13 protein-coding genes and 2 pseudogenes are annotated in these 23,405 nt (G+C 62.9%); 6 read left to right on the forward strand and 9 right to left on the reverse strand.

All coding sequences use genetic code 11. The features are described 5' to 3' along the window. Positions 1–29: 29 nt before the first annotated feature. The 5 genes from APH27_RS04490 to APH27_RS04510 all read left to right on the forward strand — a co-directional run bounded on the left by APH27_RS04490 (position 30) and on the right by APH27_RS04510 (position 7,349). The gene (locus APH27_RS04490) at positions 30–473 is read left to right on the forward strand and encodes an IclR family transcriptional regulator C-terminal domain-containing protein (protein ID WP_082434990.1); all 444 of its coding nucleotides are present in this window, start codon (positions 30–32) and stop codon (positions 471–473) included. A 198-nt stretch (positions 474–671) separates the two neighbouring features. After that, a complete protein-coding gene (gene treS / locus APH27_RS04495) occupies positions 672–2,738 on the forward strand; it encodes a maltose alpha-D-glucosyltransferase (RefSeq protein ID WP_060484102.1) in 2,067 nt (688 codons plus the stop codon). 88 nt (positions 2,739–2,826) lie between these two features. Continuing rightward, on the forward strand, positions 2,827–5,811 hold the full coding sequence (locus APH27_RS04500; RefSeq protein WP_060484103.1) for an autotransporter domain-containing protein: 2,985 nt from the start codon (positions 2,827–2,829) through the stop codon (positions 5,809–5,811). A gap of 197 nt (positions 5,812–6,008) precedes the next feature. Then, positions 6,009–6,638: a riboflavin synthase gene (locus tag APH27_RS04505; protein ID WP_027916842.1), complete on the forward strand. Its 630-nt coding sequence runs from the start codon at positions 6,009–6,011 to the stop codon at positions 6,636–6,638. A gap of 9 nt (positions 6,639–6,647) precedes the next feature. Continuing rightward, positions 6,648–7,349, forward strand: a complete 702-nt coding sequence (locus APH27_RS04510; RefSeq protein WP_060484104.1) for a YoaK family protein — start codon at positions 6,648–6,650, stop codon at positions 7,347–7,349. Positions 7,350–7,351: 2 nt separating this feature from the next. Here the strand turns inward: APH27_RS04510 and proP are convergent, their stop codons facing one another. The 3 genes and pseudogenes from proP to APH27_RS25595 form a co-directional block, all read right to left on the reverse strand. Then, positions 7,352–8,854: a glycine betaine/L-proline transporter ProP gene (gene proP, locus APH27_RS04515; RefSeq protein ID WP_060484105.1), complete on the reverse strand. Its 1,503-nt coding sequence runs from the start codon at positions 8,852–8,854 to the stop codon at positions 7,352–7,354. Between the two features lie 279 nt (positions 8,855–9,133). Next, positions 9,134–10,108 (reverse strand): porphobilinogen synthase, encoded by a 975-nt coding sequence (gene hemB, locus APH27_RS04520; protein ID WP_027916845.1) that lies wholly within the window; start codon positions 10,106–10,108, stop codon positions 9,134–9,136. Between the two features lie 268 nt (positions 10,109–10,376). After that, a pseudogene (locus APH27_RS25595) lies at positions 10,377–10,547 on the reverse strand (amino acid ABC transporter substrate-binding protein); the annotation flags it as partial. On the opposite strand from APH27_RS25595, the pseudogene APH27_RS25600 reads away from it, so the two are divergent. Next, positions 10,532–10,711, forward strand: a pseudogene (locus APH27_RS25600) (TetR/AcrR family transcriptional regulator); the annotation flags it as partial. The pseudogenes APH27_RS25595 and APH27_RS25600 overlap by 16 nt on opposite strands. Before the next feature lie 27 nt (positions 10,712–10,738). Here APH27_RS25600 and APH27_RS04530 read toward each other — a convergent pair. The 6 genes from APH27_RS04530 to APH27_RS04555 all read right to left on the reverse strand — a co-directional run bounded on the left by APH27_RS04530 (position 10,739) and on the right by APH27_RS04555 (position 23,387). After that, positions 10,739–15,448: a S8 family serine peptidase gene (locus APH27_RS04530; protein ID WP_256250547.1), complete on the reverse strand. Its 4,710-nt coding sequence runs from the start codon at positions 15,446–15,448 to the stop codon at positions 10,739–10,741. A gap of 656 nt (positions 15,449–16,104) precedes the next feature. After that, complete coding sequence (locus APH27_RS04535) at positions 16,105–16,872, reverse strand: hypothetical protein (RefSeq protein ID WP_177331639.1); 768 nt, start codon at positions 16,870–16,872, stop codon at positions 16,105–16,107. After that, the gene (locus APH27_RS04540; protein WP_060484109.1) at positions 16,869–18,287 is read right to left on the reverse strand and encodes an HlyD family type I secretion periplasmic adaptor subunit; all 1,419 of its coding nucleotides are present in this window, start codon (positions 18,285–18,287) and stop codon (positions 16,869–16,871) included. The genes APH27_RS04535 and APH27_RS04540 overlap by 4 nt, the downstream gene beginning before the upstream one ends. Next, complete coding sequence (locus tag APH27_RS04545) at positions 18,284–20,425, reverse strand: type I secretion system permease/ATPase (protein ID WP_060484110.1); 2,142 nt, start codon at positions 20,423–20,425, stop codon at positions 18,284–18,286. The genes APH27_RS04540 and APH27_RS04545 overlap by 4 nt, the downstream gene beginning before the upstream one ends. A 314-nt stretch (positions 20,426–20,739) precedes the next feature. Further along, positions 20,740–21,633: a PA4780 family RIO1-like protein kinase gene (locus APH27_RS04550; RefSeq protein ID WP_027916851.1), complete on the reverse strand. Its 894-nt coding sequence runs from the start codon at positions 21,631–21,633 to the stop codon at positions 20,740–20,742. A 179-nt stretch (positions 21,634–21,812) separates the two neighbouring features. Further along, the gene (locus tag APH27_RS04555) at positions 21,813–23,387 is read right to left on the reverse strand and encodes an aldehyde dehydrogenase (NADP(+)) (RefSeq protein WP_060484111.1); all 1,575 of its coding nucleotides are present in this window, start codon (positions 23,385–23,387) and stop codon (positions 21,813–21,815) included. Between the last annotated feature and the right edge of the window lie 18 nt (positions 23,388–23,405).

Consider the following 23,405-nt stretch of genomic DNA (forward strand, 5'->3'; position numbering starts at 1 on the left):
CGGCCCAGGCCGTCGATTTCGGCTTCGAAATGGTCACCCGGTGCCACTTCAGCCGGCTGTCATTCCACCGTTCAATGGTCGGGCGCCGCCTGCCGCTGCTGGAGACGGCTACCGGGCAGGCCTACCTGGCCTTCTGCGGCGAAGCTGAGCGCGAGCAGATCATCGCCCTGCTGGCCCGCCGTGAAGGGCCCGAATTTCGCTTGGCACGTGACCCGGTAGCGCTCGACAACCTGTTACGTAAGGTGCGCCACCGGGGCTACGCGGAGAACTTCATGGCCTGGAACCGAGAAGAGAAGATCGCCTCGATCGCCGTGCCCTTGTGGGCTGGCGAGCGGCTGCTGGGGTGCTTGAACCTGGTTTATGTGGCCAAGGCAATGAGTATCGAGCAGGCGGTGGTGAAGTACCTGCCGGCGCTGCAGCGGTTTGCCGGGCGGATTGACCAGCTGTTGAGTGAGGGCCAGGAACAAGTGTGATTGCAGGCCTGGCCTCTTCGCGGGTAAACCCGCTCCCACAGGATCGGCACTGCCTTCAGGGTGATGCGGTCACTGTGGGAGCGCCGGTTCGGCGCACCGGCTTGCCCGCGAAGAGGCCAGCGCTATTCTCAAGCCGAACGATCCGCCCGCAATGCCGTCATAACGTGGGCCGGTGCCGCCACGCAAAGAGGACGCGAAATGACCCAGCCCGACCCGTCTTACCTCAAATGGCTCGAAGACCATTCGATGCTCAAGGCCTCGCAGGAGCGCGCCAGGCTGTACTCCGGCCAATCCCGCCTGTGGCAGAACCCTTACGCCGAAGCCCAGCCGCGCCGCGCCACCGAGATCGCCTCGGTGTGGCTGACCGTCTACCCCGACGCCATCATCGCCCCCGAAGGCTGCTCGGTACTGTCGGCCCTCGGTCACGAAACGCTGTGGAAGCGCCTCTCGGAAGTCGGCGTGCAAGGCATCCACACCGGCCCGATCAAGCAATCCGGCGGTGTGCGCGGGCGTGAATTCACGCCCAGCATCGACGGCAACTTCGACCGCATCAGCTTCGACATCGACCCGCTCTACGGCAACGAGCAGGAGCTGGTGCAGATGAGCCGCATGGCCGCCGCGCACAATGCCGTGACCATCGACGACCTGATCCCTTCGCACACCGGCAAGGGCGCCGACTTCCGTCTGGCCGAGCTGGCCCACGGCGCCTATCCTGGGCTCTACCACATGGTCGAGATCCGCGAGGAAGACTGGCCGCTGCTGCCCGAGGTGCCCGCGGGCCGCGATGCGGTCAACCTGCTGCCGGCACAGTGCGACGAACTCAAGCTGCGCCACTACATCGTCGGTCAGCTGCAGCGGGTGATCTTCTTCGAGCCTGGGGTCAAGGAAACCGACTGGAGTGCCACCGGGCCGGTCACCGGGGTCGACGGCAAGACCCGGCGCTGGGTGTACCTGCACTATTTCAAGGAAGGCCAGCCATCACTGAACTGGCTCGACCCCAGTTTCGCCGCCCAACAGATGATCATCGGCGATGCCCTGCACGCGCTGGACTGCCTGGGTGCCCGCGGCCTGCGCCTGGATGCCAACGGTTTTCTCGGCGTGGAAACCCGTGCCAGCGGCAGCGCCTGGTCCGAGAGCCACCCGCTGTCGATCGTCGGCAATCAGCTGATCGGCGGCATGATCCGCAAGGCCGGCGGCTTCAGCTTCCAGGAGCTGAACCTGACCCTCGATGACATCGCGCAGATGTCCAAGGGTGGCGCCGACCTGTCCTACGACTTCATCACCCGCCCGGCCTACCAGCATGCCCTGCTGAGCGGCGACACTGAATTCCTGCGCCTGATGCTCAAGGAAATGCACGCCTTTGGCATCGACCCCGCGTCGTTGATCCACGCCCTGCAGAACCACGATGAACTCACCGTCGAACTGGTGCACTTCTGGACCCTGCACGCCCACGACATGTTTTTGTACAAGGGCCAGACCTTGCCCGGCAGTATCCTGCGCGAGCACATCCGCGAAGAAATCTACGAGCGCCTGTCGGGTGAGCATGCACCCTACAACCTGCGCTTCGTCACCAACGGCATCGCCTGCACCACCGCCAGCCTGATCACCGCAGCGCTGGGCATTCGCGACCTCGAACAGATCAGCCCGGCGGACATCGCACTGATCCGCAAGGTGCACCTGCTGCTGGTGATGTACAACGCCATGCAACCGGGTGTGGTCGCACTGTCCGGCTGGGACATAGTCGGTGCCTTGCCGCTGCCGGCCGAGGCGGTGGCCGAGCGGATGGTCGACGGCGATACCCGCTGGATCCACCGGGGCGGCTACGACCTGGCCGGGCTCGACCCACAGGCCGAGGCGTCGGTGCGTGGCATGCCGCGGGCGCGCTCGCTGTACGGCAGCCTTGACCAACAACTGGAGGACCCTGAGTCGTTCGCCAGCCAGGTAAAGAAACTGCTTGCCGTGCGCCAGGCTTATGGCATTGCCAGCAGCCGCCAGGTGCTGGTGCCCGAGGTCAGCAGCCCGGGCTTGCTGGTGATGGTGCACGAACTGCCGGCAGGGCGTGGTATCCAGATCAGTGCCTTGAACTTTGGCCAGGAGGTGATTGCCGAACAGCTGCAATTGACCGGCTTCACCCCCGGAACGGTAGTAGACATGATCAACGAAACGGTCGAAGGCGACCTGACCGAAGATGGCCGCCTGACTGTCAACCTCGACCCCTACGAGGCGCTGTGCCTGCGTATCGTCAACAGCAGCGGGCATGTCTGATTGGCGATAAAGAACGTGGGCATTCAATAAAATCGTAATATCGGATGGCCATATTGGGCGCCCCTGAACAATAACTCATGGTCGCCCAATGCATTTCACGCCCAATCGCCTTGCCCTGTGCGTGGCACTGGCCTGCGCCGCCTTCGCCCCCGCCGCCTTTGCCAAGAATTACCGGATCGACAGCGCCAGCACCGATACCCTGGAGCTGAAAAAGGCCGACACGCTCAAGGTAACGGCCAACGGCAGCATCGTGGCCAGCGACGACGACGGCGTGATCCTGCCCAAACATACCAGCGGCGCCACCCTCACCGTCGATAACGCCGGCATCATCCGCTCCACCGGTGGCCGCGGCATCGATACCAAGGACGAAGGCGAAGACCTCAGCCACTACGTGATCAACAACCAGGCCGGTGCGCTGATCCAGGGCACCAACGATGGCCTGCGCTTCCAGACCAACCCCAGCGCCGGTGGCAGCCTGAGCATCGTCAACGCCGGCACCATCGAGTCCACCGTAGAAGGCCAGGCCATCGACCTGGAAACCCTGAACAACCCGGCCTTCACCACCACCCTGGTGAACCAGGCTACTGGCGTGATCCATTCGGTTGGCAATGACGCGATCAAGACCGGCTCCAACGCCACCCTCACCAACTACGGGCTGATCTACACCGACACCGCCCCGCAGGACAAGAATGGCCTCGACCAGAAGTGGGACGGCATCAAGATCGGCACCTCGACCGGTGTCACCGTGTACAACCACGGCACCATCAGTGCCGACCGCCACGGTATCGACCTGAAAAGCGACGCCACTTTGTACAACTACGCCGGCGCCAGCGTGACCGGGCGTAACGGTTCGGGCTTCGGCTCGGACGGCAGCGGCACGGTGTACAACTGGGGCACCATCACCGGCGCCATCGCCGATGGCAAGGTCAACGGTGACGGCGACGGGGTCGACATCGACACCATCGGCTACGTGTACAACGCCGGCACCATCCAGGGCCTGGGCGCCAAGGGTGTGGACAGCGGCGGTCGGCCCAACGGCAGCGAAGGCATCGCCATGGGCGGTGGTACCGTCATCAACACCAGCACGGGGGTGATCCGCAGTGTCGACAACGGCATCCTGGTCGACGACGGCGCCGAAGGCGCTGGCGTGGCGGCCACGCACCTCACCAACGCCGGCCGCATCGAAGGCGAGAACGGCTTCGGCATCAAGCTGATCGGCGATTTCGCCGACAGCGTGATCAACAGCGGCACCATCAGCGGCGGCAATGGCCTGGCGCTGAACATGGGCGCGGGCAACGACCGCCTGGTGGTGCAGACCGGCGGTGGGTTCAACGGCTTGGTCGATGGCGGTGACGGCATCGACAGCGTGACCCTCGACGGCACCGGCAGCTTCGGCAACAGCGCCAACTTCGAAATGCTCAAGGTCAGCGGCGGCAGCTGGACGCTGACCAGCATCGACGATTTCAGCCAGGGCGGCGTGGTGACCGGGGGCGCCACCTTGATCAACCAGGGTCGCATCCTGGGTGAAATGCTCATCGAACAAGGCGCCACCTATGCCGGCGGGGGCTCGGTCGGCGGGCTGCAAGTCGACGGCACGCTGTTGACCAACACCGGCCTGGGCGTGGCCACGGTCGCGGGTGACCTGAGCTTCGGCCAGGGCTCGACCTTGGTCTACGGGGTCAACGCCGATGGCAGCAGCGCCCCGCTCAGCGTCAGCGGCAGCGCCAGCCTCGACGGTGCCACCTTGCGCGTGCAGCCGAGCGCCGGCGAGTACCCCTGGCAGAGCCACTACACCGTGCTGACGGCTGGCGCAGTCAATGGCCGCTTTGCCCAGGTCACCAGCGACTATGCCTTCCTCACCCCGACCCTGAGCTACAGCAGCACCGCAGTAGGCCTGGACTACACCCGCAACGACGTGGCCTTCGAGCATTACGCGCAGTCTGGCAATGGCGCCGGTGCCGCGCGCAGCCTGGCCAGCCTCGGGCAGAACAGCAACCTGTACAACGCCGTGCTCGGCACTACCACCGCCGGTGCCGGCAGCGCCATCGAGCAACTGTCCGGCAGCAATACCGCGAACCTGGCGGCAGCCACAATGGCCGGCACCAGCCAGGTCGGCAGCACCATGCTCGGGGCCATGCACAGCATGGACAGTACCGGCGGCCTGCTGGTGGGCATGAACGACAATGACGGCCCTGCCTTGGCCGCCACTGGCGTACCCCGAGAGGCGCGCAACCTCAATGACCCGAACGCCCAAGGGCGCGTCTGGGCGCAGGCGCTGGGCAGCTACGGCAAGGTCGAGGGTAGCCACGGCGCCAGCGCGTTGGAACAACGTACTGGCGGTGGCGTACTGGGGGGCGACTGGGCGCTCGGCGGCGACTGGCGCCTCGGCGTGCTTGGCGGCTATTCGCGCACGCGCCTGGACAGCACCGGCCTGGACGGCACCGTGCGCAGCTGGCACGCCGGTGTGTATGCCCAGCACCACATCGGCCCGCTGGCCGTGCGCCTGGGCGCGGCCTACAGCAGCCACGACGGCGACAGCAAGCGTGAGGTGGCCTTCACCGGCTTCAACGAACGCCTCAAGGGCGACTACGATGCCGACAGCCAGCAGGCGTTCGTCGAGCTGGGCTATGCCATGGGCAGCGGCCGCCTGAGCACCGAGCCGTTCGCCAACCTTGGCTACCAGCGCTACCACCGCGACAGCTACCGCGAACAAGGCGGTGACGCCGCGCTGGCGGTGGATGCCGATACCCAGGACAACTTCAGCAGTACCTTCGGCGTGCGCCTGGCACACCTGGGGCAACTGGCCAACGGCATGAGCCTGACGCCGCGGGCGACCCTGGGCTGGCGCCATACTTACGGCAGCATCGATACTCGCACGCGCCAGTCGTTCATCGCTGGCGGCGCTGCATTCAGCGTCGAAGGCAGTGCGATCGACCGCGACAGCCTGCTGGTAGAGGCCGGGCTGGATTTGGGGGTGAGCGCGCGGCAGAGCATTGGCCTGGGGTATAGCGGTGAGCTGGGCAGCAACAGCCGCAACCATGCTGTTGTCGGGCAATGGCAGTTGAAGTTCTAGATCTTCACTGCCTTTACTGGCCTCTTCGCGGGTGAACCCGCTCCCACAGGTATTGCACAGGTCTGGAAGGCTGTGGTGATCCTGTGGGAGCGGCGGTTCGGCGCCCCGACTTGCCCGTGAAGAGGCCGGTCTTGCAATTGCTGCTCCACGGGCATAGCTTCCTGATGTTTTCCATTTTTGTGCCCAGGAGCAACTCCATGTACACCGGCATCGTCCAGGCCGTCCGCCCTCTGCTTGATGTGACCACCTACCCGGGCCACAACCAGTTCACCATCGACCTCACCCCCGAACTGCTCGAAGAGCTGAAGATCGGCGCCAGCGTCAGTGTCGAAGGCACCTGCCTGTCGGTCACCGAAATCCACGGCACCCAGGTGAAGTTCGACGCCATGACCGCCACCCTCGAACGCACCAACCTGCGCTGCTTCAAGGCCGGCCAGGGTGTGAACATCGAACGTTCGGCGAAGATGAACGCCGAAGTCGGCGGCCACCTGATGGCCGGCCATATCGCCACCACTGCCGAGATCGTCGAGCTGTCGATCAAGGAAACCGGCGCCTTCATCACCTTCCGCATGCCACCTGAGTGGGGCAAGTACGTGTTCCCGCGCGGCTTCATCGGGGTCAATGGCTGCAGCCTGACCGTCGCTGATGTCGAGGACAACGTGGTCACCATCAACCTGATACCGGAAACCCTGCGCCAGACCACCTTCGCCCATTACCGGGCCGGCGAGCTGCTGAACATCGAAGTCGACCACCAGACCATGGTCCTGGTCGATGTGGTGGAGCGCACCATCAAAGGCACCCTGGCCCGCGAAAAACTGCTGCCCTGAGGCCCGCGCATGCTGCCCAACGCCCTCCCCGCACGCACCGCCAGGCGCCTGCGCCTGCAGGTTTTGCGTGGCCGTGTCGGCCTTGGCCTGGTCGCCGGGCTGTCGGTGCTGGCCGGCATGACCGACGCTATCGGCCTGCTGGCGCTGGGTGATTTCGTCTCGTTCATGAGCGGCAACACCACCCGCCTGGCCGTGGCCATCAGCCAGGCGGATCTGGCCCTGGTGCTGCGCCTGAGCGGTGCCGTGCTCGGCTTCGTGGTGGGCAACGCGCTAGGTGTGCTGCTGGCACGCGGCATGCGCCGCCGGGCCTGGCCGGTGCTGCTGGTGGTGGCCGGGCTGCTGGCCTGCGCCGGGTCGTGGCCGTTCGCCGCAACCTTCCCGGCGCTGCTGGCCGCCACCCTGGCCATGGGCATGATCAATGCAGTGGTGGAACAGGTGAACGGCCTGCCCATCGGCCTGACCTACGTCACCGGGGCCCTGTCGCGCTTCGGCCGTGGCCTGGGGCGCTGGCTGTTGGGCGAGCGGCGCAACGGCTGGCGGGTGCAACTGGTGCCCTGGGCCGGCATGCTGCTGGGCGCCTCCCTCGGCGCCTGGCTGCAGCAGCGCCTGGGCTTGCAGGCCCTGGCAGGCAGTGCGGCCCTGGCCTGCCTGCTGGCGCTGGTGTCGCGGTTCATTCCTCGGTCGTGGCAACGCGGCTACATGCCGCGCTGAGGTCAATCGATGCGCGGGTGCTGTTGCGCCAGCAACTGGCGCTTGGCTTCCAGTTCGGCGATCTGCGCATCGATGTCTTCGATCTTCTGCTCGATGTTGTCATGGTGCTCCTGCAGCAGTTCGCGCGCTTCATCGATGTCTGACGCAGCAGGCGCTGCACCCCGCAGTGGCTTGTTGGCAGTTTCCTTCATGGTCAGCCCGGTCACCAGGCCAATCACGGCAATCACCATCAGGTAATACGCCGGCATGTACAGGTTGCCACTGCTTTCCACCAGCCAGGCGGCGAGGGTCGGGGTCAGGCCGGCGATCAGCACCGAGATGTTGAAGGCGCTGGCCAGGGCACTGTAGCGGATGTGCGTGGGGAACATGGCCGGCAAGGTCGAGGCCATGACGCCGATGAAGAAGTTCAGCAGCACGGCGATGATCAGCAGGCCGGAGAAGATCAGCCCGAGTGCGCCACTGTTGATCAGCATGAACGCCGGAATGGCCAGGGCGAACAGCCCGACACTGCCGACCACGATAAACGGGCGGCGGCCATATTTGTCGCTCATCAGGCCGATGATCGGTTGCACGAACAGCATGCCGACCATGATCGCGATGATGATCAGCACGCCGTGGTCTTCGCTGTAGTGCAGGTTGTGAGACAGGTAGCTGGGCATGTAGGTGAGCAGCATGTAGTAGGTGACGTTGGTGGCGATCACCACGCCAATGCAGGTCACCAGGCTGCGCCAGTGCTTGGTGGCGACTTCCTTGAACGACACTTTCGGGCCCGAGGCCAGGCCCTCGCGGTCACCCTGTTCGAGCTTGTCCACGTGCTGCTGGAACGCCGGGGTTTCCTCCAGCGCATGGCGCAGGTAGAGGCCGATGATGCCCAGCGGCAAGGCCAGGAAGAACGGCAGGCGCCAGCCCCATTCGAGGAACTTCTCTTCGCCGAGAAGGGTGGAAATCAGCACCACCACACCCGCCCCCAGCACGAAGCCGGCAATCGAGCCGAAGTCCAGCCAGCTGCCGAGGAAGCCTCGCTTGCGGTCCGGGGCGTACTCGGCGACGAAGATCGACGCCCCAGTGTACTCACCACCCACCGAGAAGCCCTGGGCCATTTTTGCCAGCAGCAGCAGGATCGGCGCCCAGATGCCGATCGAGGCATAGGACGGTATCAGGCCGATGGCAAAGGTGCTCAGCGACATGATCACGATGGTAGCGGCGAGGATTTTCTGCCGCCCGAAGCGGTCGCCCAAGGCGCCGAAGAACAGCCCGCCCAGCGGGCGAATCAGGAATGGCACCGAGAAGGTGGCCAGCGCCGCGATCATCTGCACACCGGGGTCGGCACCGGGGAAGAACACCTTGCCCAGGGCGAAGGCGACGAAGCCGTACACACCGAAGTCAAACCACTCCATGGCGTTGCCCAGTGCGGCGGCGGTGATCGCCTTGCGCATCTTGGCATCGTCAACGATGGTGATGTCTTTCAAGCCGATCGGCTTGACGCTTTTCTTGCGAGATTTCATGCCCGTATCCCTATCGCTGAAGGCTCTAAGGGATCAGATACAACGGGACACTAAATAATTCAGCACTTACTGATTTTTTCTGCTTCCGCCCTTTTTAGGAGCGGCCTTGCCGGTGCGCCGGACCGGTCGGAAAGGGGCGCAAAGCGCCCCCACGAATAGTGCGTAAACATCCATATCGCCGGGGCTGCGACGCAGCCCTTTCCGCCCGATCCGGGCCCCGGCAAGGCCGCTCCCGCAAGGCCGCTCCTACAGGCGGTGGCTTGCCGATATGGGCAGTTGTCAGATGCCTTCGCGGGCCAGGTCCATGGCGAAGTAGGTCAGGATCAGGTCGGCACCGGCACGCTTGATTGCGCCAATGCTTTCACGCACCACCCGGCCTTCGTCGATGGCGCCGGCCAGGCCGCCGAACTTGATCATCGCGTACTCGCCGCTCACCTGGTAGGCCGCCAGCGGCAGGCGCGAGGCGGCGCGGATGTCGGCGATCACGTCAAGGTAGGCACCGGCCGGCTTGACCATCAGCACATCGGCCCCTTCCTGCTCGTCGAGCAGCGACTCACGCACCGCTTCGCGGCGGTTCATCGGGTTCATCTGGTAGCTCTTGCGGTCGCCCTTGAGCGCGGTGCCACCGGCTTCGCGGAACGGCCCATACAACGACGAGGCGAACTTGGTGGAATAGGCCATGATCGCGGTGTCGTGGAAGCCAGCGCCGTCCAGCGCGCTACGAATGGCCTGCACCTGGCCGTCCATCGCCGCCGACGGGGCGATAAAGTCGGCACCGGCGGCAGCGGCGATGACCGCCTGCTTGCCCAGGTTGGCCAAGGTGGCGTCGTTGTCCACGCCGTGGTCGTGCAGCACGCCGCAGTGGCCGTGGCTGGTGTATTCGCAGAAGCAGGTGTCGGACATCACCACCATTTCCGGCACGGTGTCCTTGCAGATGCGCGACATGCGCGCGACAAGGCCGTTCTCGTTCCAGGTGTCGCTGCCGGTGGCGTCCAGGTTGTGCGACACGCCGAAGGTCATCACCGACTTGATGCCGGCGCGGGCGTAGCGCTCGATTTCCTGGGCCAGCAGTTTTTCCGGAATGCGATTGACACCCGGCATGCTGGTGATCGGCACGAAGTCATCGATGCCTTCCTCGACGAAGATCGGCAGGATCAGGTCTTCCAGGCGGAATTCGGTTTCCTGGAAGATCGTGCGCAGGGATTCGTTCTGGCGCAGGCGGCGGGGACGAACGGAAGGGAAACGGTTGGACATGACAGCTCCAGGGCATTTTTAACGGCGTATACCTTATGCCTGTCGGGCGCCAGTGAAAAGGCCAGATGACGAGATTATGTCCTGCGTCAAAGGCAATAAGCTTTTTCCTGTGCGGGCCTCTTCACGGGACAAGCCCGCTCCCACAGGGGTGACACCGTCCTCAAGTCTTGTGGGGTACCTGTGGGAGCGGGCTTGCCCCGCGAAAGGGCCGGTACGGTAGAAACTCAATCCACCAGCCTTGGCGCCCCCACCTCGGCCGCCTGTCGGTCTCGCCCAGCACTTTCTCCAGGTCATTGACCCACAGGTAGCCCTGCACGGTGCCGACCCGCTTGCCTTCCAGCTCGCCGACCGTCGCATAGCCCGGCTTCGAGATAATGCCCATCACATCCAGGTACAGCGGCGCCGACAGGCCCAGCACCTTGCCGCGCCCGTTCGATCTACCTGGCGCAGATCGGCTACATCAGCATGAAGACCGTCGAGCCACTGGAATACCGCATGCGTTTCATACCAGAGTATCTGCGTATTTTTTCCGGCGAGGAGCCGGCGGCACATGAACGGGAGCGCTTTTATCAGCGCAACGATTTTGTGCCGCCGGGTGCGTGAAGTGAGTATTGACGTTCTTGAGCTGGGTCAGGCCGCTACGGCAATGGTCGATTCCCAGCGCTGTGTGGGTGCCTCGGCCAGCAGCTTGCTACTGGCTGGCTCCGGGGCGAACGCCGCCATGGCGTCGACCAGATTGGCAAGGTTGGGCAGCGCTGCAGGTGCCATGGCGGGCAAACCTGACGCTGCAGGTGGAGCGAAGATGAAATCTTCGGCAGTCACCTGGGCCAGCTCCAGCGCATCCAGATACAGCAGCGTCACCGTGCTGCCCTGCCCCGCCACCGTCACGCCGTGTATCTGGGCAAAGCCATTGAGCTGGAAGCGCTCGTCCTTGGTGAGCTGCAAGTCTTCGTAACGGCTGATGCCGGTCTGGCTCAGGTCGATCTTGTCGATACCGTGCCGGAAACCACGTACCGTGTTCTTGTAGTCGGCCACACCCTCCTGCTTGCCCACTACGAAGACACTGGGAGCAACACTTGCCGGGCCATAGATCGTGCCTTTGAGCGATGCGACAAACTGCCCCGAGGCATCCGTTGTCAGTGACACACCTTCAGCCCCCCCACGGAGCAGTACGGTACCGTCAGCAGGCGCAGGCATCTGCCCTTCGGGGCTGCCATCAAAATAGCCCGGCGCAGCAATCAGCGTGTCCAGAAAGCGGAAGTTGCTCGGCTGCAGTTCGGCAATGCCTCGATCGGCAAAGCGCAGCGTCTGCCCATTACCCAGGTCGACCACGGCAGCAGTCCCTTCCTGGCTCAGTTGCAAGTCGGTAAAGGCCTTGCTGCCAAAGCCGATCAGGTCGACGACCTCTCGGGACTGCTCGAACTGTTCGACCTCATCACGACCAGCGGCACGTTTGTGAATGACATAACGGTCCGTTCCGCTGCCGCCCTTGAGCAGGTTGTAACCGCGACCGCCATCGAGCAAGGCGCCGTCCGTACCGGCGATAAGGCTGTCATCACCGTCACCGCCGATCAGGTTGTGCACCGCGCCGGGGGCAAGGGTGAGCGCCGTCCCGGCAATACTGGCAATGCCACTGACCAAATCAACCGAAATACTGCGGCTGACAGCGGCAGCATTCAGGGTATTGCGGCCACCTGCGGTACCGTTGACCGCATCGTCCAGCACCGCGCGCGCAGCGTTCTGGGTCACGGCATCGGCGTAGTCGTTGGTGTAGTAATAGACATCGTTGGCATTGCTGGGGCTACCCACGACACGCAGTGCCCACCGATCAAGCGTCAGTGGCAGCCCGTTGCCGGCATTGCTGACTTCCAGCCGCCATTCGCCTGCCGAGCGCTCACCGCGATGATGGGTCGACATGAATCCGTACTTGAATTCGCCTGCGCGCGGGTTGCCCAGGTCATCATCGCCCGAGCCCGGCGCCTTGCCAGCGCGGTCCAAGAGCACGCTGCGCGTTCCGCCGGGAGACACCAGCGTAACGGTCATATCGCCGAGGCGGCCGACCTGCGAGTGAACATCGACTTCGACATGCTCCACCAAGACCCCGGCCGGTATGCTCAAAGCGAATGTGCTGACCTGACCGGGCGCAACCACCTGCGCAAGCGCTTCGCTGTCGGCCGCCAGCTGCTGCTCGTTAGCCTTGCTTGCCTGGCCAGCCCACGACTCGGCCAGGCGCACGGCGGCGCGAGCGTCGATCATGCCGAACCCGTAGTCGTGACTGGCACGCATGCCACCGCCATTCCAGTTGAGCCCGGCGTTATCACGCCAGGCAGTAACCGGGTCATCGACTTTGCGCGCGGACAGCGCAAGAATCTGCTGCACATCCCGGTAGCCAAGGGCCGGGTTGGCCTGCAGCATCAACGCCACCACACCAGAAACCATTGGCGCGGCGAAACTGGTGCCCTGGGTCGTGCCATAGGCGCTGCCGACCTTGGCGCCGCGCTCGGCTTCCAGGTTGATGCCGCTGGACAGCACATGGCTACCCGGCGCCGCCACCAGCAGGCTTGAACCGGGGTTGGAAAACGGCGCACTGGCCACCTGCAGTACCGAGAGGTCTGCCTTGACATTGACGGCCGCTACTTCGATGGCGTGACGGCTGTTGTTGATCAGCGAACCTTGCGCGCTGCCGCCGTGTTCACGCTGGTTACCGCCCGAGGTGACGATGACGGTACCCAGCCCGCCGCGCCCGTTGGTGGCCGCCAGCGTTGCGCTGAAAGCCAGGGCCAGGGACGTGTCGACCTTGCCTTCGGGCACGTTGCCGATGGCGAAGTCATTCCTGAAACCCCAGCTGTGGTTGGCGATGTCGTAATTGACCATCTGCCCCAAGTTGGTCAGGTCATCGCCTTTGTTGGCCAGGTAGTGCCCGCCGAGTTTCGCGTCGTAGGCAATGCCGATACCCCCTTGATCATTGCGTGCGCCTACCATGACCCCTGCCACCTGCGTCGCATGGTTGGAAGCCAGGGGTGGGAGCGTGCCATTGCTGCGCTGGGTCTGCAGCCAGATGGGGTCGATATTGGCTTTCAGATCCGGGTGTTCGATGTCGAAAATTTCCGGAGCAACGGCGAATTCACCCCCAGGCTCGAACTGGCCGATCCTCACGCCCTTGCCCGTAAACTCACGCCAGACCGGCTGGACATCGATCTCATCGAGGTACCACTGGCGTGGCGCCAACGGATCGACAGGCGACTGTTCGTGACGCAAGGTCACTGTGGCGCGCAAGGGTGCCGATGCGCCGCTGGAAACCTCCGTCACCCCCATCGATGCGTTGCCGGCAGCATCGACCAGGTCATAGCGGAAGGTCACATCAGCGTCATGGCCAGGCAACGGCGTGACTTCGACATCACCCTGCTCGTTGAGCCGGACCGTCGCGCCCTTGCCGTCGCCGACCGAGGCAATGCGCAGTGGGCCAGTACTGTTGAGTGGCAGGTCATTGGCCAGTAGCACCGAGGCAGGAACGACCAGGGCATCTGGCGTGGTGGTGAATGCCGCCATCTGTTCCGGGGCAAGGGTATCGCCAACCGGCAGTGCACCGGGGGCTTGCAGGTCGACCGACGCGATATCGGCAAAACTGAGTTTCTGAACATTGCTCAAGGTCAGGCTGCCGTCACGCCCAGCCTGCCGATCAGTGATCTGATAGCCCGTCGCCGTGCGCGCAATCAGGTACTCATCGTGATTGCCATGCAGGGTGACAAGGTTGACTCCACCTGCGCCGTCGATGATTGCATTGCCGCGCCCGGCCTCGATGACGTCATCCGCCGCACCGCCCATGATCTGGTCTGCACCGCCGCCGGCGTGGATGATGCTGCCAGCGGCCGAGGCCTGAATCCGATCGCCATTGGGGCCGGCATAGATGACCGCCTTGCCAGTGCCGCCGATGATGGTGTTGCGGCCCGTTCCGCCAACCAGCACATCGTTGCCGCCACCACCGATCAGCAGGCTGTCGCCAGACCCACCCTTGATGAAAACGCCGCGCTGCCCGCCGCTGGCAATCACGTCTTTGCCTCGCCCGCCCTGGGCGATGGTCAGCCCGGCCTCAGCCATGTTCAGCCCAACACCCTGCATGCCGACGATCAGCGCAGTGTCGCGCCCGCCGTTACCACGGATGTTGGCCTGCTGGTCACTGGCGCTGATCACCAGCACATCGTCACCGGCGCCGCCTTCATAGGTGTTGCTGCCAGCGCCACCCACCAGCCAGCTGCCGCCTGGTGCGGCCTTGAGCACATCGTCACCCGCCCCGCCCTGCAGGGTATCCACGCCTAGCGCGGCGGCATCGAGCTCGGTACCTTGCGGGCTGTTGCTGATATAGGAACGGCGCGAGATCGTCCCACTGACGGAGGCCAGCAAGGTGGCGCCGTCTTGCTGCTCCACGAGATTGCCTACTGTGTCGGCGAGGTACTTCACTGCCAGCACTTCACGCTCCACGCCATTGGCCACGAACGCGCCGCGGGAGATGACTTCGTTGCCCTGGCGCACCTCGTTCACTGGCTGGACCTGACGCAGGTCGATCTGCGTGATGCCGTGTTCCGGCAGTGCCTTGAGTTCACCGGCATCGGTTCGGCCATCATGGTTGGCATCGACCCACAGCTTCAACTGTGCCCACGCCGCATCGTCGGGGCTAATCAAGCCATCGGCATTGGCATCGACACTGGCCAGCGCGGCAAAACCATCCTTGAATGGTGCCTCGCCCGGTGCGCCATTGCTGCCTGGCTGGCCACCGTAGTATTCAGAGAAAAGCTGGCGGATGCTGACGACCTGCCCACTGCCGTCATCGTGCACCAGCATCCCGGTCTGCCGGTCGGCCCAGCCTGTGCGCCGCAGCTGGCCGCTGTTGTCGACATCGAACAGCACGGCGTCCTCGATACCGGTCATCCCTGCGCCTTGGCCGCTGAGGTCGAACAGCAGCGGGTCGACGAAGGTGTTGACCGTGGTCATGGCGGCCAGGCCGTTCAGGACTGCGGCGTTGCGCAGGCTGAAGTCCGGCGTGTCAGAGCCATCCTGGTAGAACTGGGCCAGGTGCTGGTTGGGGCGCACGTTGGGGTCCAGTTGCAGTTCGCCGGGGCGGATACCGCCGGTAGCCAGGCTGCCCAGCTGGGCAGAGGTGAAATCGGTGTTGTCGAGGGTTTTGTCGGTGAAGGCGATGCTGTGGGTCAGGCGGCGGGTGACATAGCCGGCGGAGACGTCGTTACGGATGTCGTCCTGGCCTTGTAGGTCGCGGCGGGAGTCGGTGGTTGGGGTGATTTCGATCTGGATGGGTTGGGAAGGTGCGGGCTCATCTGTTGGCATCTCTTCGGAAAATACACTTTGGATGCCATTGAACGTGACGGTCCCCAAGCCCACTGCAATGGACGCTAATCCTTCAGGTGAGTCAATTCTCGATAGCCAGGATCTTGCTTGGGCGCGTAGATGAGCCGGGGCCATCGCTGTAGAAAACGAAACCTGCATATCAGTTCTAACTGCCAACAGCCCCTCATCGACCGGGTTACCTGCTGCATCCAACACCATTTTCCAATACGATTCGCGAGCTTTCGGAGGCTTTAAATCAAAAACGGTATTCAGTGTCCAAGCGTCTCTCGACCGTTCTAGACCTTCAAAAACCTCTGCGTGAAAACTCCACACTTCCTTATGATTTATTTCAACCCCTATAGTCCCCTCCTTGACTTTTTTATCCAATAAATCCAGATAAGCCTCCGCCATTCTGAGCCGTACCATTTCGACATCAGCATCTTGCATGGGCCGACCAGCCTCTCGCTCGGTGCGTTTCATAAAATCAACTGCGACAACACCGGCCACTGAGTTACCCTTTGCGACACCATTCGCAAGAACTGCGTACCGATCCCCCTTGCTCGCCAGATAATCATACATCTCACCCACACCCTGAGATTCGTAAAGCTCACGAGCGCGCCTTACATCTTCCATAAGCAAGCCAGACATGCGCCACCTCATTTTTTACTTTTAGTGATAAATACTTCCAGTGCTCGCTGTATTTTTGGCCATTGCACCAATTTCTCGGGCAGCATGGTCACCTCCACATGCAGCACTCCGAAAACAACAAAAGTCATTTGACACGCATAAAAATTTGGTTCTCGCGGACGCCATAAGCATTCAGTCAACGAAGTGACCTCGCCCGATGCCTCACTCCAATAGATTCGCTTCCTCCCCCCTTTCCGGGTCCTGTCTCCACCTTCAACCAGATACAGCTTTAGCAAATCGTCGTAGATAACTTTGCTCCCCGCCTCCCGAACTACTTTGCTTAGCAAATAATCGCGCATGAGACGTAAGTCACCTTCCTTGGCAAAGATTGGGGATATCGCGACAAGCAAGCCCTCATGCTCTAACCCTTGTTCAAAAATAAGCCGATCCTTCGCAGGCTCCAAGCCTGGCCAGGTCATCGCCATGAATACTGAGCGAAGGTTGGCATCGCAGCCTCTCTTATTATTTATAAAATCTGGATCAAATGAACTTTTACCTTCATATTCAGGCCAAAACGGAAAATATACCCTCTGGAACTCATATACGACCCCTGCCATTTTCCCGCAGACTATCGGACCCGGCGGCACATAAGAACTTGTGCTACTCCGCTTTATGCTATCCGCAACAGACGCAACATAAATAACAACAAGAAACAATAAAATCACCCCACTAAAAACCCTCAACACCTGCCAAACAACCACATACAACCAAACAATGAAAAACCTGAACATATTCATCGTTCCCCCAAGCTTTCCCTAACATGCCGCTGCAACGGACTAAGGAAGTAACTAATCACCCTCCGCTTATCAATAATCAGTTCTGCACGCACCGCCATACCCGGCGCAAGCGGCACCTCCTTATCCCCAACCCGCAAAGCACTCAACCCCAACTGAATCCGAGCGTTGTAAACCCACCCCCGCCGCTCATCCTCAACGGCATCGTTGGAAACACTCTGAACAACTCCTGGCACAACGCCATACTTGGTAAATGTGAAGGTCTCGACTTTCACCTCCACGGCCTGCCCCGCCTGTACAAAGCCGATGTCCTTGTTCTCGATCTGCACGTCCACTTCAACCGGCTGATCACTCGGCACAATCACCATCAGTGTTTGCGCAGGGGTCACAACTCCGCCTTGGGTATGAATGGCCAATTGCTGCACCGTGCCGTCGACCGGGGATGTCAGCGCCCGAAGCCGATGCCGTTGCTCGGCCTTGTACAACTCCTGGCTCAGGGTCGCGATCTGCCGGTCTGCCTCGGCATGCAGGTCGAGCATGGCCCGGCGCAGCTGGGCGATGATGCCTTCGCGGCGGTGCTGGGCTGCCAGCCGCGCAGCGCCCAGTTCTTCGATGCGTGAACGTTGAATGGCCAGCTCGCGCTCTTGCTCCAGGCGGGCCTGTTCCTTTTCCAGGTAGGTGTGCTTGGCAACCGCCGACTCGCTGAACAGTTGCTGGTAGTCCGCCGTGAGCTGGCGGGTAATCACCAGCAAGTGCTGCAGCGCATCGGCGCGGGCTTGCGCCGAGCGCATCTCTGCGCCGCGCTGGGCGATTTCGGCATCCGCCTGTTGCAACGAAGTGCGCAGCTCCTGGTACTGCCCATGCAGCCAGCGTTGTGCGGCTGCTTGCTGTAGCGCCGTGGCCTGGGGAATGCGTGGCGCCAGGGAGGCCGGCGCGGTGTTGCCATCGAGCGCTTCCAGCAAGGTAGCAGCGCGTGCCAGGTCGATCCGGGCTGCCAGCAGCTCACTATTCAGGCGCTTGATGTCGGCGGCGGTCAGTTGCCCTTCGAGTTCAACCAGCAGGTCGCCTTTGGCAACGGTCTGGCCATCCACCACATGAATCGCCTGCACCACCGCGACCTCACTGGCCTGGATCACCTTGCTCCTGCCGCTGGGCACGATCCTGCCCTCGGCGCTGGCGACTACATCGATTTCGCCCAGGCAGGCCCACAGCAAGGCCAGCGTTATCAGCGCCAGCAGGCACCATTGCACGCGGCGCGGTAGCGGATGTACCGGGGTTTCCTGCAAGGCCAGCGCCGCGGGCAGGAACGCCAGCTCATCGGCTTCCCGTGGTTCCCCTTGCATGACCCGGCGGCGACCCCAGGCGTTGCGCCAAGCCTCGCGGTAGCGTTCCAGCAGGTCGAGGACAGGCGCACTCATGCTGCCGCCCCCTGTTGCAACCGATGCAGGTAGGCATAAGCGCCTTGCGGGTTGCCCAACAGAACATCGTGAGCGCCCTGCTCGATGATCTGCCCCCGCTCCATGACCACGATCCGGTCGGCATGGCGCACGGCAGACAGGCGGTGGGCGATGATGATCACGGTACGCCGGGCGCAGATACGCGCCATGTTCTGCTGGATGATCCGTTCGGACTCATAGTCCAGGGCACTGGTGGCTTCATCCAGGATGAGAATGCGCGGGTTGCCCATCAAAGCACGGGCGATCGCGATCCGTTGCCGCTGGCCACCCGACAGGCTGGCGCCGTGCTCGCCAACCAATGTTTCATAGCCGTCAGGCAGCTCGAGGATGAACTCATGCGCACCCGCCAGCGTGGCCGCTGCAATGACCTCCTCAAGGGGGGCTGCTGGGTTGGCCAACGCGATGTTCTCGCGCACGGTGCGCCGGAACAGCATGTTCTCTTGCAGCACCACACCGACCTGCCGTCGCAGCGAAGAGACATCGGCCAGCGCCAGGTCGGCACCATCGAGCAGCACTCGCCCCCTTTCCGGCGAATACAGCCGTTGTATCAGCCGGGTCAGCGTACTTTTGCCTGAACCTGACCTGCCGACAATGCCGATGACTTCGCCAGGGCTGATCTTCAGGCTGACGTCGCGCAGGACCTCGTTGCTACCCGGGCGATAACGGAAGCACACCTGATCGAGTTCGATGCCCCCGCTCAACGCAGGCAACTGCGCGCCATGGCTGACCTCGGTACGGTTGTTGAGGATGTCGCCCAGCCTCTGGATCGAGATACCGGTCTGCTGAAAGTTCGTCCACAACTGCGCCAGGCGCATGATCGGCTGGGCCACACGGCCCGCGAGCATGTTGAAGGCGATCAGTTCGCCGACCGTCAGTTCCCCCTCGATGACCAGCCGCGCACCCAGCCACAAGGTGCCGACCGTGACCAGTTTGCCGATGAGGGCAACGCTTTCATTGGCGATGTTGGAGAGGTTCTGGGTCTTGAAACTGGCGGCAACATAGGCCGCCAGCTGCTGGTTCCATCTACGCGTGACGTGCGGCTCTACAGCCATGGTTTTCAACGTGTCGATACCATTGACCGCTTCTACCAGGAACGCCTGGTTTTCCGCGCCACGTTGAAAGCTCTGGTCGATCCGGGCACGTAACACAGGGGTAACCAGCACCGAAACAAGCAGGTAAAGCGGCAATGAAGCGATGACCAGCAGCGTCAGCCAACCGCTGTACAGCAACATGAACGCGATGAATACCGCAACGAACAACACATCCAACAGCAAGGTGATACTGTTGCTGGTCAGAAAACTGCGGATGTTTTCCAGTTCACGCACGCGAGCAACCGAATCTCCGACGCGCCGCGCCTGAAAATACGCAAGCGGTAGTTCTATCAAGTGCTGAAACAACTTGGCGCCCAGTTCGACATCAATGCGCGAAGCCGTATGCGCCGACACATAGGCACGCAAGCCACTGAGCAAACTTTCGAAGAGCAATACAGTCAACAGGCCCAGCGCAATCACATCCAAAGTGGTCAGGCCCCGGTGGACCAGTACTTTGTCCATTACCACTTGGAAGAACAACGGCGTCAGCAGTGCGAGGATCTGGATGATGAGTGAAACCAGCAATACCTCACCCAGCAACTTTCGATGCTTGACCACTGCCGGGATAAACCAGGTCAGGTCAAACCGTTCCAGCCCTCGCGGCAAGGGCGCGTCCGAGCGGACCAGAATCAGCTCCCCGGCCCAGCGCTGCTCGAGTTCGGCCAGCGTCCAGGTTTGCGGCGCAAAAACCCGGGGGTCCTGCACCAGCACGTGCTCGCCCTCTATTCGGGCGATGATGAAATAGCCACCTTGCCTGTCCGCTGCGATGGCCGGTAGCGGCATGTGCGCCAGGCGCTTCAGGTCGGTGCGTCGATATTTGGCTTTCAGGCGAAATTGCTGAAATGCCTGCAATATCTGCGCAACGGAAAATGGCATGCCATCCGTTGCAAACTCATGACTCAGTTGCTCGGAAGAAACCGCTACATCGTGATATCGCGCCAGCATGACCAGGCAGGCCAGGCCGCTATCACGTGTTTGGTGCTCACCGACTTCAGCTTGATCGGACACCTGCCCACCCCATGTGCAATTAGAACATGGGCAGATACTAGCGCCTGGCAATAGGATAATAGTCCTACACGAACCCGACTTATCCTGCGGGAATATTCCCAGCAGCTAACATTACTGTAGGAGTATTCCGAGGAGTACGAACTTATGCGTAGGAATTTATTACCCGCAAAGTAGGGATATATGCGAGAACATTAGATTTAAAGCCGTTATTACTGACGCTGACAAGCCAACGCCTTCAGAGCCCCACCCTACCCAGATAAAGGTGAAGCCCTGAAGAAAGAGGCAAGCTGCGCAGAGTAGCTGCAGTCAAACCGTTACTGCATCCAAGGCGGCGTCGGCTCTTCAGCCTTGGCCGGCCCGTGCTCGGCCTCTTCCCGCGCCGCACGGCGGCGAGCTTCATCACGCAGCGTGGCATCGATCTCGCGCATCACGCCAGATACGTCAGCCTCGTGGTCGTCTTCCTCGAACTGCCCACTGAGCGGGCTGTCCGTGCGCAGCTCACCGGCTTCGTACAACGCCCACATCTCATCGGCGTAGCGGGTGCTCTTGAGCTCCGGGGCAAAGCGCCCGAAGTAATGCGCCATGTTCGCCACGTCCCGCTGCAGCATGCTGAACGCATGGTTGTTGCCCGCTGCATCCACCGCCTGGGGCAGGTCGATGATCACCGGGCCATCGGGGCCGAGCAGCACGTTGAATTCGGACAGGTCGCCATGCACCAGGCCGGCGCAGAGCATCAGCACGATCTGGCGGATGACAAAGGCGTGGTATTCGCGCGCTTGCTCGGCCTCGAGGTGCACGTCGTTCAGGCGCGGTGCGGCATCGCCGTCGGCGTCGGTGACCAGTTCCATCAGCAGCACGCCGTCCTGGAAGTCGTACGGCTTGGGCACTCGCACCCCGGCGCCGGCCAGGCGGAACAGTGCTGCCACTTCGGCGTTCTGCCAGGCGTCTTCGGCCTCCTTGCGGCCGTACTTGCTGCCTTTGGCCATGGCTCGGGCCTGGCGGCTGTTGCGGACCTTGCGGCCCTCCTGGTACTCGGCGGCCTGGCGGAAGCTGCGCTTGTTGGCCTCTTTGTAGACCTTGGCGCAGCGGACCTGGGCACCGCAGCGCACCACGTAGACGGCTGCTTCCTTGCCGCTCATCAAGGGCCGCAGTACTTCGTCGACCAGGCCGTCTTCGATCAGTGGTTCGATTCGTTTTGGTGTCTTCATCAGGCTGCGTTCGGGGTCCTGGCTGGGGTGGTGGACATCCTCTCACAGGCTGGGGCGACTTGCTCGTTTGTCTGCAAGTGCCCTATCGCGGGCCAGCCCGCTGCCACAGTCAAAGCGCGAATTTCAGGGCAGGCGCAAATCCTGTGGGAGCGGGCTTGCCCGCGAAGAGGCCAGCAGCCCTAAATCAAGGCTTCCCGGCTGTACTCACCATCGACCAGGCGCAACAGCCCCAACGGATTGGCGTTCCTCAACGCCTCCGGCAGCAAGGCATCCGGATAGTTCTGGTAGCACACCGGCCTCAGGAAGCGATCAATGGCCAGCGTCCCCACCGAGGTCCCACGCGCATCGGACGTAGCCGGATACGGCCCGCCATGGACCATCGCATCACTCACCTCGACCCCCGTCGGATAGCCATTGACCAACAACCGGCCGGCCTTGCGTTCAAGCAGCGGCACCAGCGCGGCAAAGCGCTCCAGGTCTGCAGGTTCAGCGATCAGCGTCGCAGTCAGTTGACCGTGCAAAGCCTCCAGTACACGGCGCAGTTCGGTTGCGTCGGCCACCTCGACAACCACCGTGGTCGGGCCGAAGACTTCTTCCTGCAACAGCTCATCCCCCTCCAGCAGCAAACTGACATCGGCCTGGAACAGTTGAGCATGGGCTTGGTCGCCGCGCTGCTCCAGCCCTGCCAGGTGACGCACGCCCGGGTGTTGGTGCAGGCGCGCCACACCACTCGCGTAGCTGCGCAAGGTGCCAGCATTGAGCATGGTCTGGCCCGGCTGGTCGGCCATGCGCGCACCGAGCGCCGCAACAAACGCCGCAAACGCGGGCCCGGCAATGCCGATGACCAGCCCCGGGTTGGTGCAAAACTGCCCACACCCCAACACCACTGATGCTGCCAGTTCACCGGCCACCTGCTCGCCCCTGGCCTGCAGCGCTGCGGGCAGCACCAGCACCGGGTTGATGCTGCTCATCTCGGCGAACACCGGGATCGGTTGCGGGCGCGCCGCTGCCAGGTCGCAGAGGGCGCGGCCACCTTTGAGCGAGCCGGTGAAGCCGACCGCCTGGATCGCCGGGTGGCGGACCAGCGCTTCACCCACGCCGGCGCCGTAGATCAGGTTGAACACCCCCGCCGGCATGTCAGTGGCCTCGGCGGCACGCTGAATCGCCTCGCCGACATACTCGGCCGTGGCCATGTGGCCGCTGTGGGCCTTGACCACCACCGGGCAGCCAGCAGCCAGCGCGGCGGCGGTATCGCCCCCAGCGGTGGAGAACGCCAGCGGGAAGTTGCTGGCCCCGAACACCGCCACCGGGCCGACGCCGGTACGGTACTGGCGCAGGTCCGGTCGCGGCTGTGGCTGGCGCTGCGGTTGCGCACGGTCAATGCGCGCCCCCAGATAGTCGCCGCGGCGCAGTACCTGGGCGAACAGGCGCAACTGGTTGCTGGTACGGCTGCGCTCACCCTGGATGCGTGCGGCGGGCAAGGCCGTTTCGCGGCAAACCGTATCGATGAACGCCTCGCCCAATCCATCCAGCTGCTCGGCTATGGCCTCCAGAAAGCGCGCGCGTCGTTGCGGCGCCAGGCCGTTGTACCCGGCAAAGGCCTGCTCGGCGGCGCGGGCGGCGGCGTCCACCTCGTCAGGCGTGGCCTGGCTGAAGACGACCGGCAAGGGCTCGCCACTGCGTGCGTCGAAGCTCTGCAGACGCACGCTGCCAGCGGCGCTGCGGGCGCCGCCGATAAAGTTGCTTCCCGACATGATTGACTCCTGTGACAA

Source organism: Pseudomonas sp. NBRC 111123 (assembly GCF_001320205.1).
Taxonomy (GTDB): Bacteria; Pseudomonadota; Gammaproteobacteria; order Pseudomonadales; family Pseudomonadaceae; genus Aquipseudomonas; species Aquipseudomonas putida_J.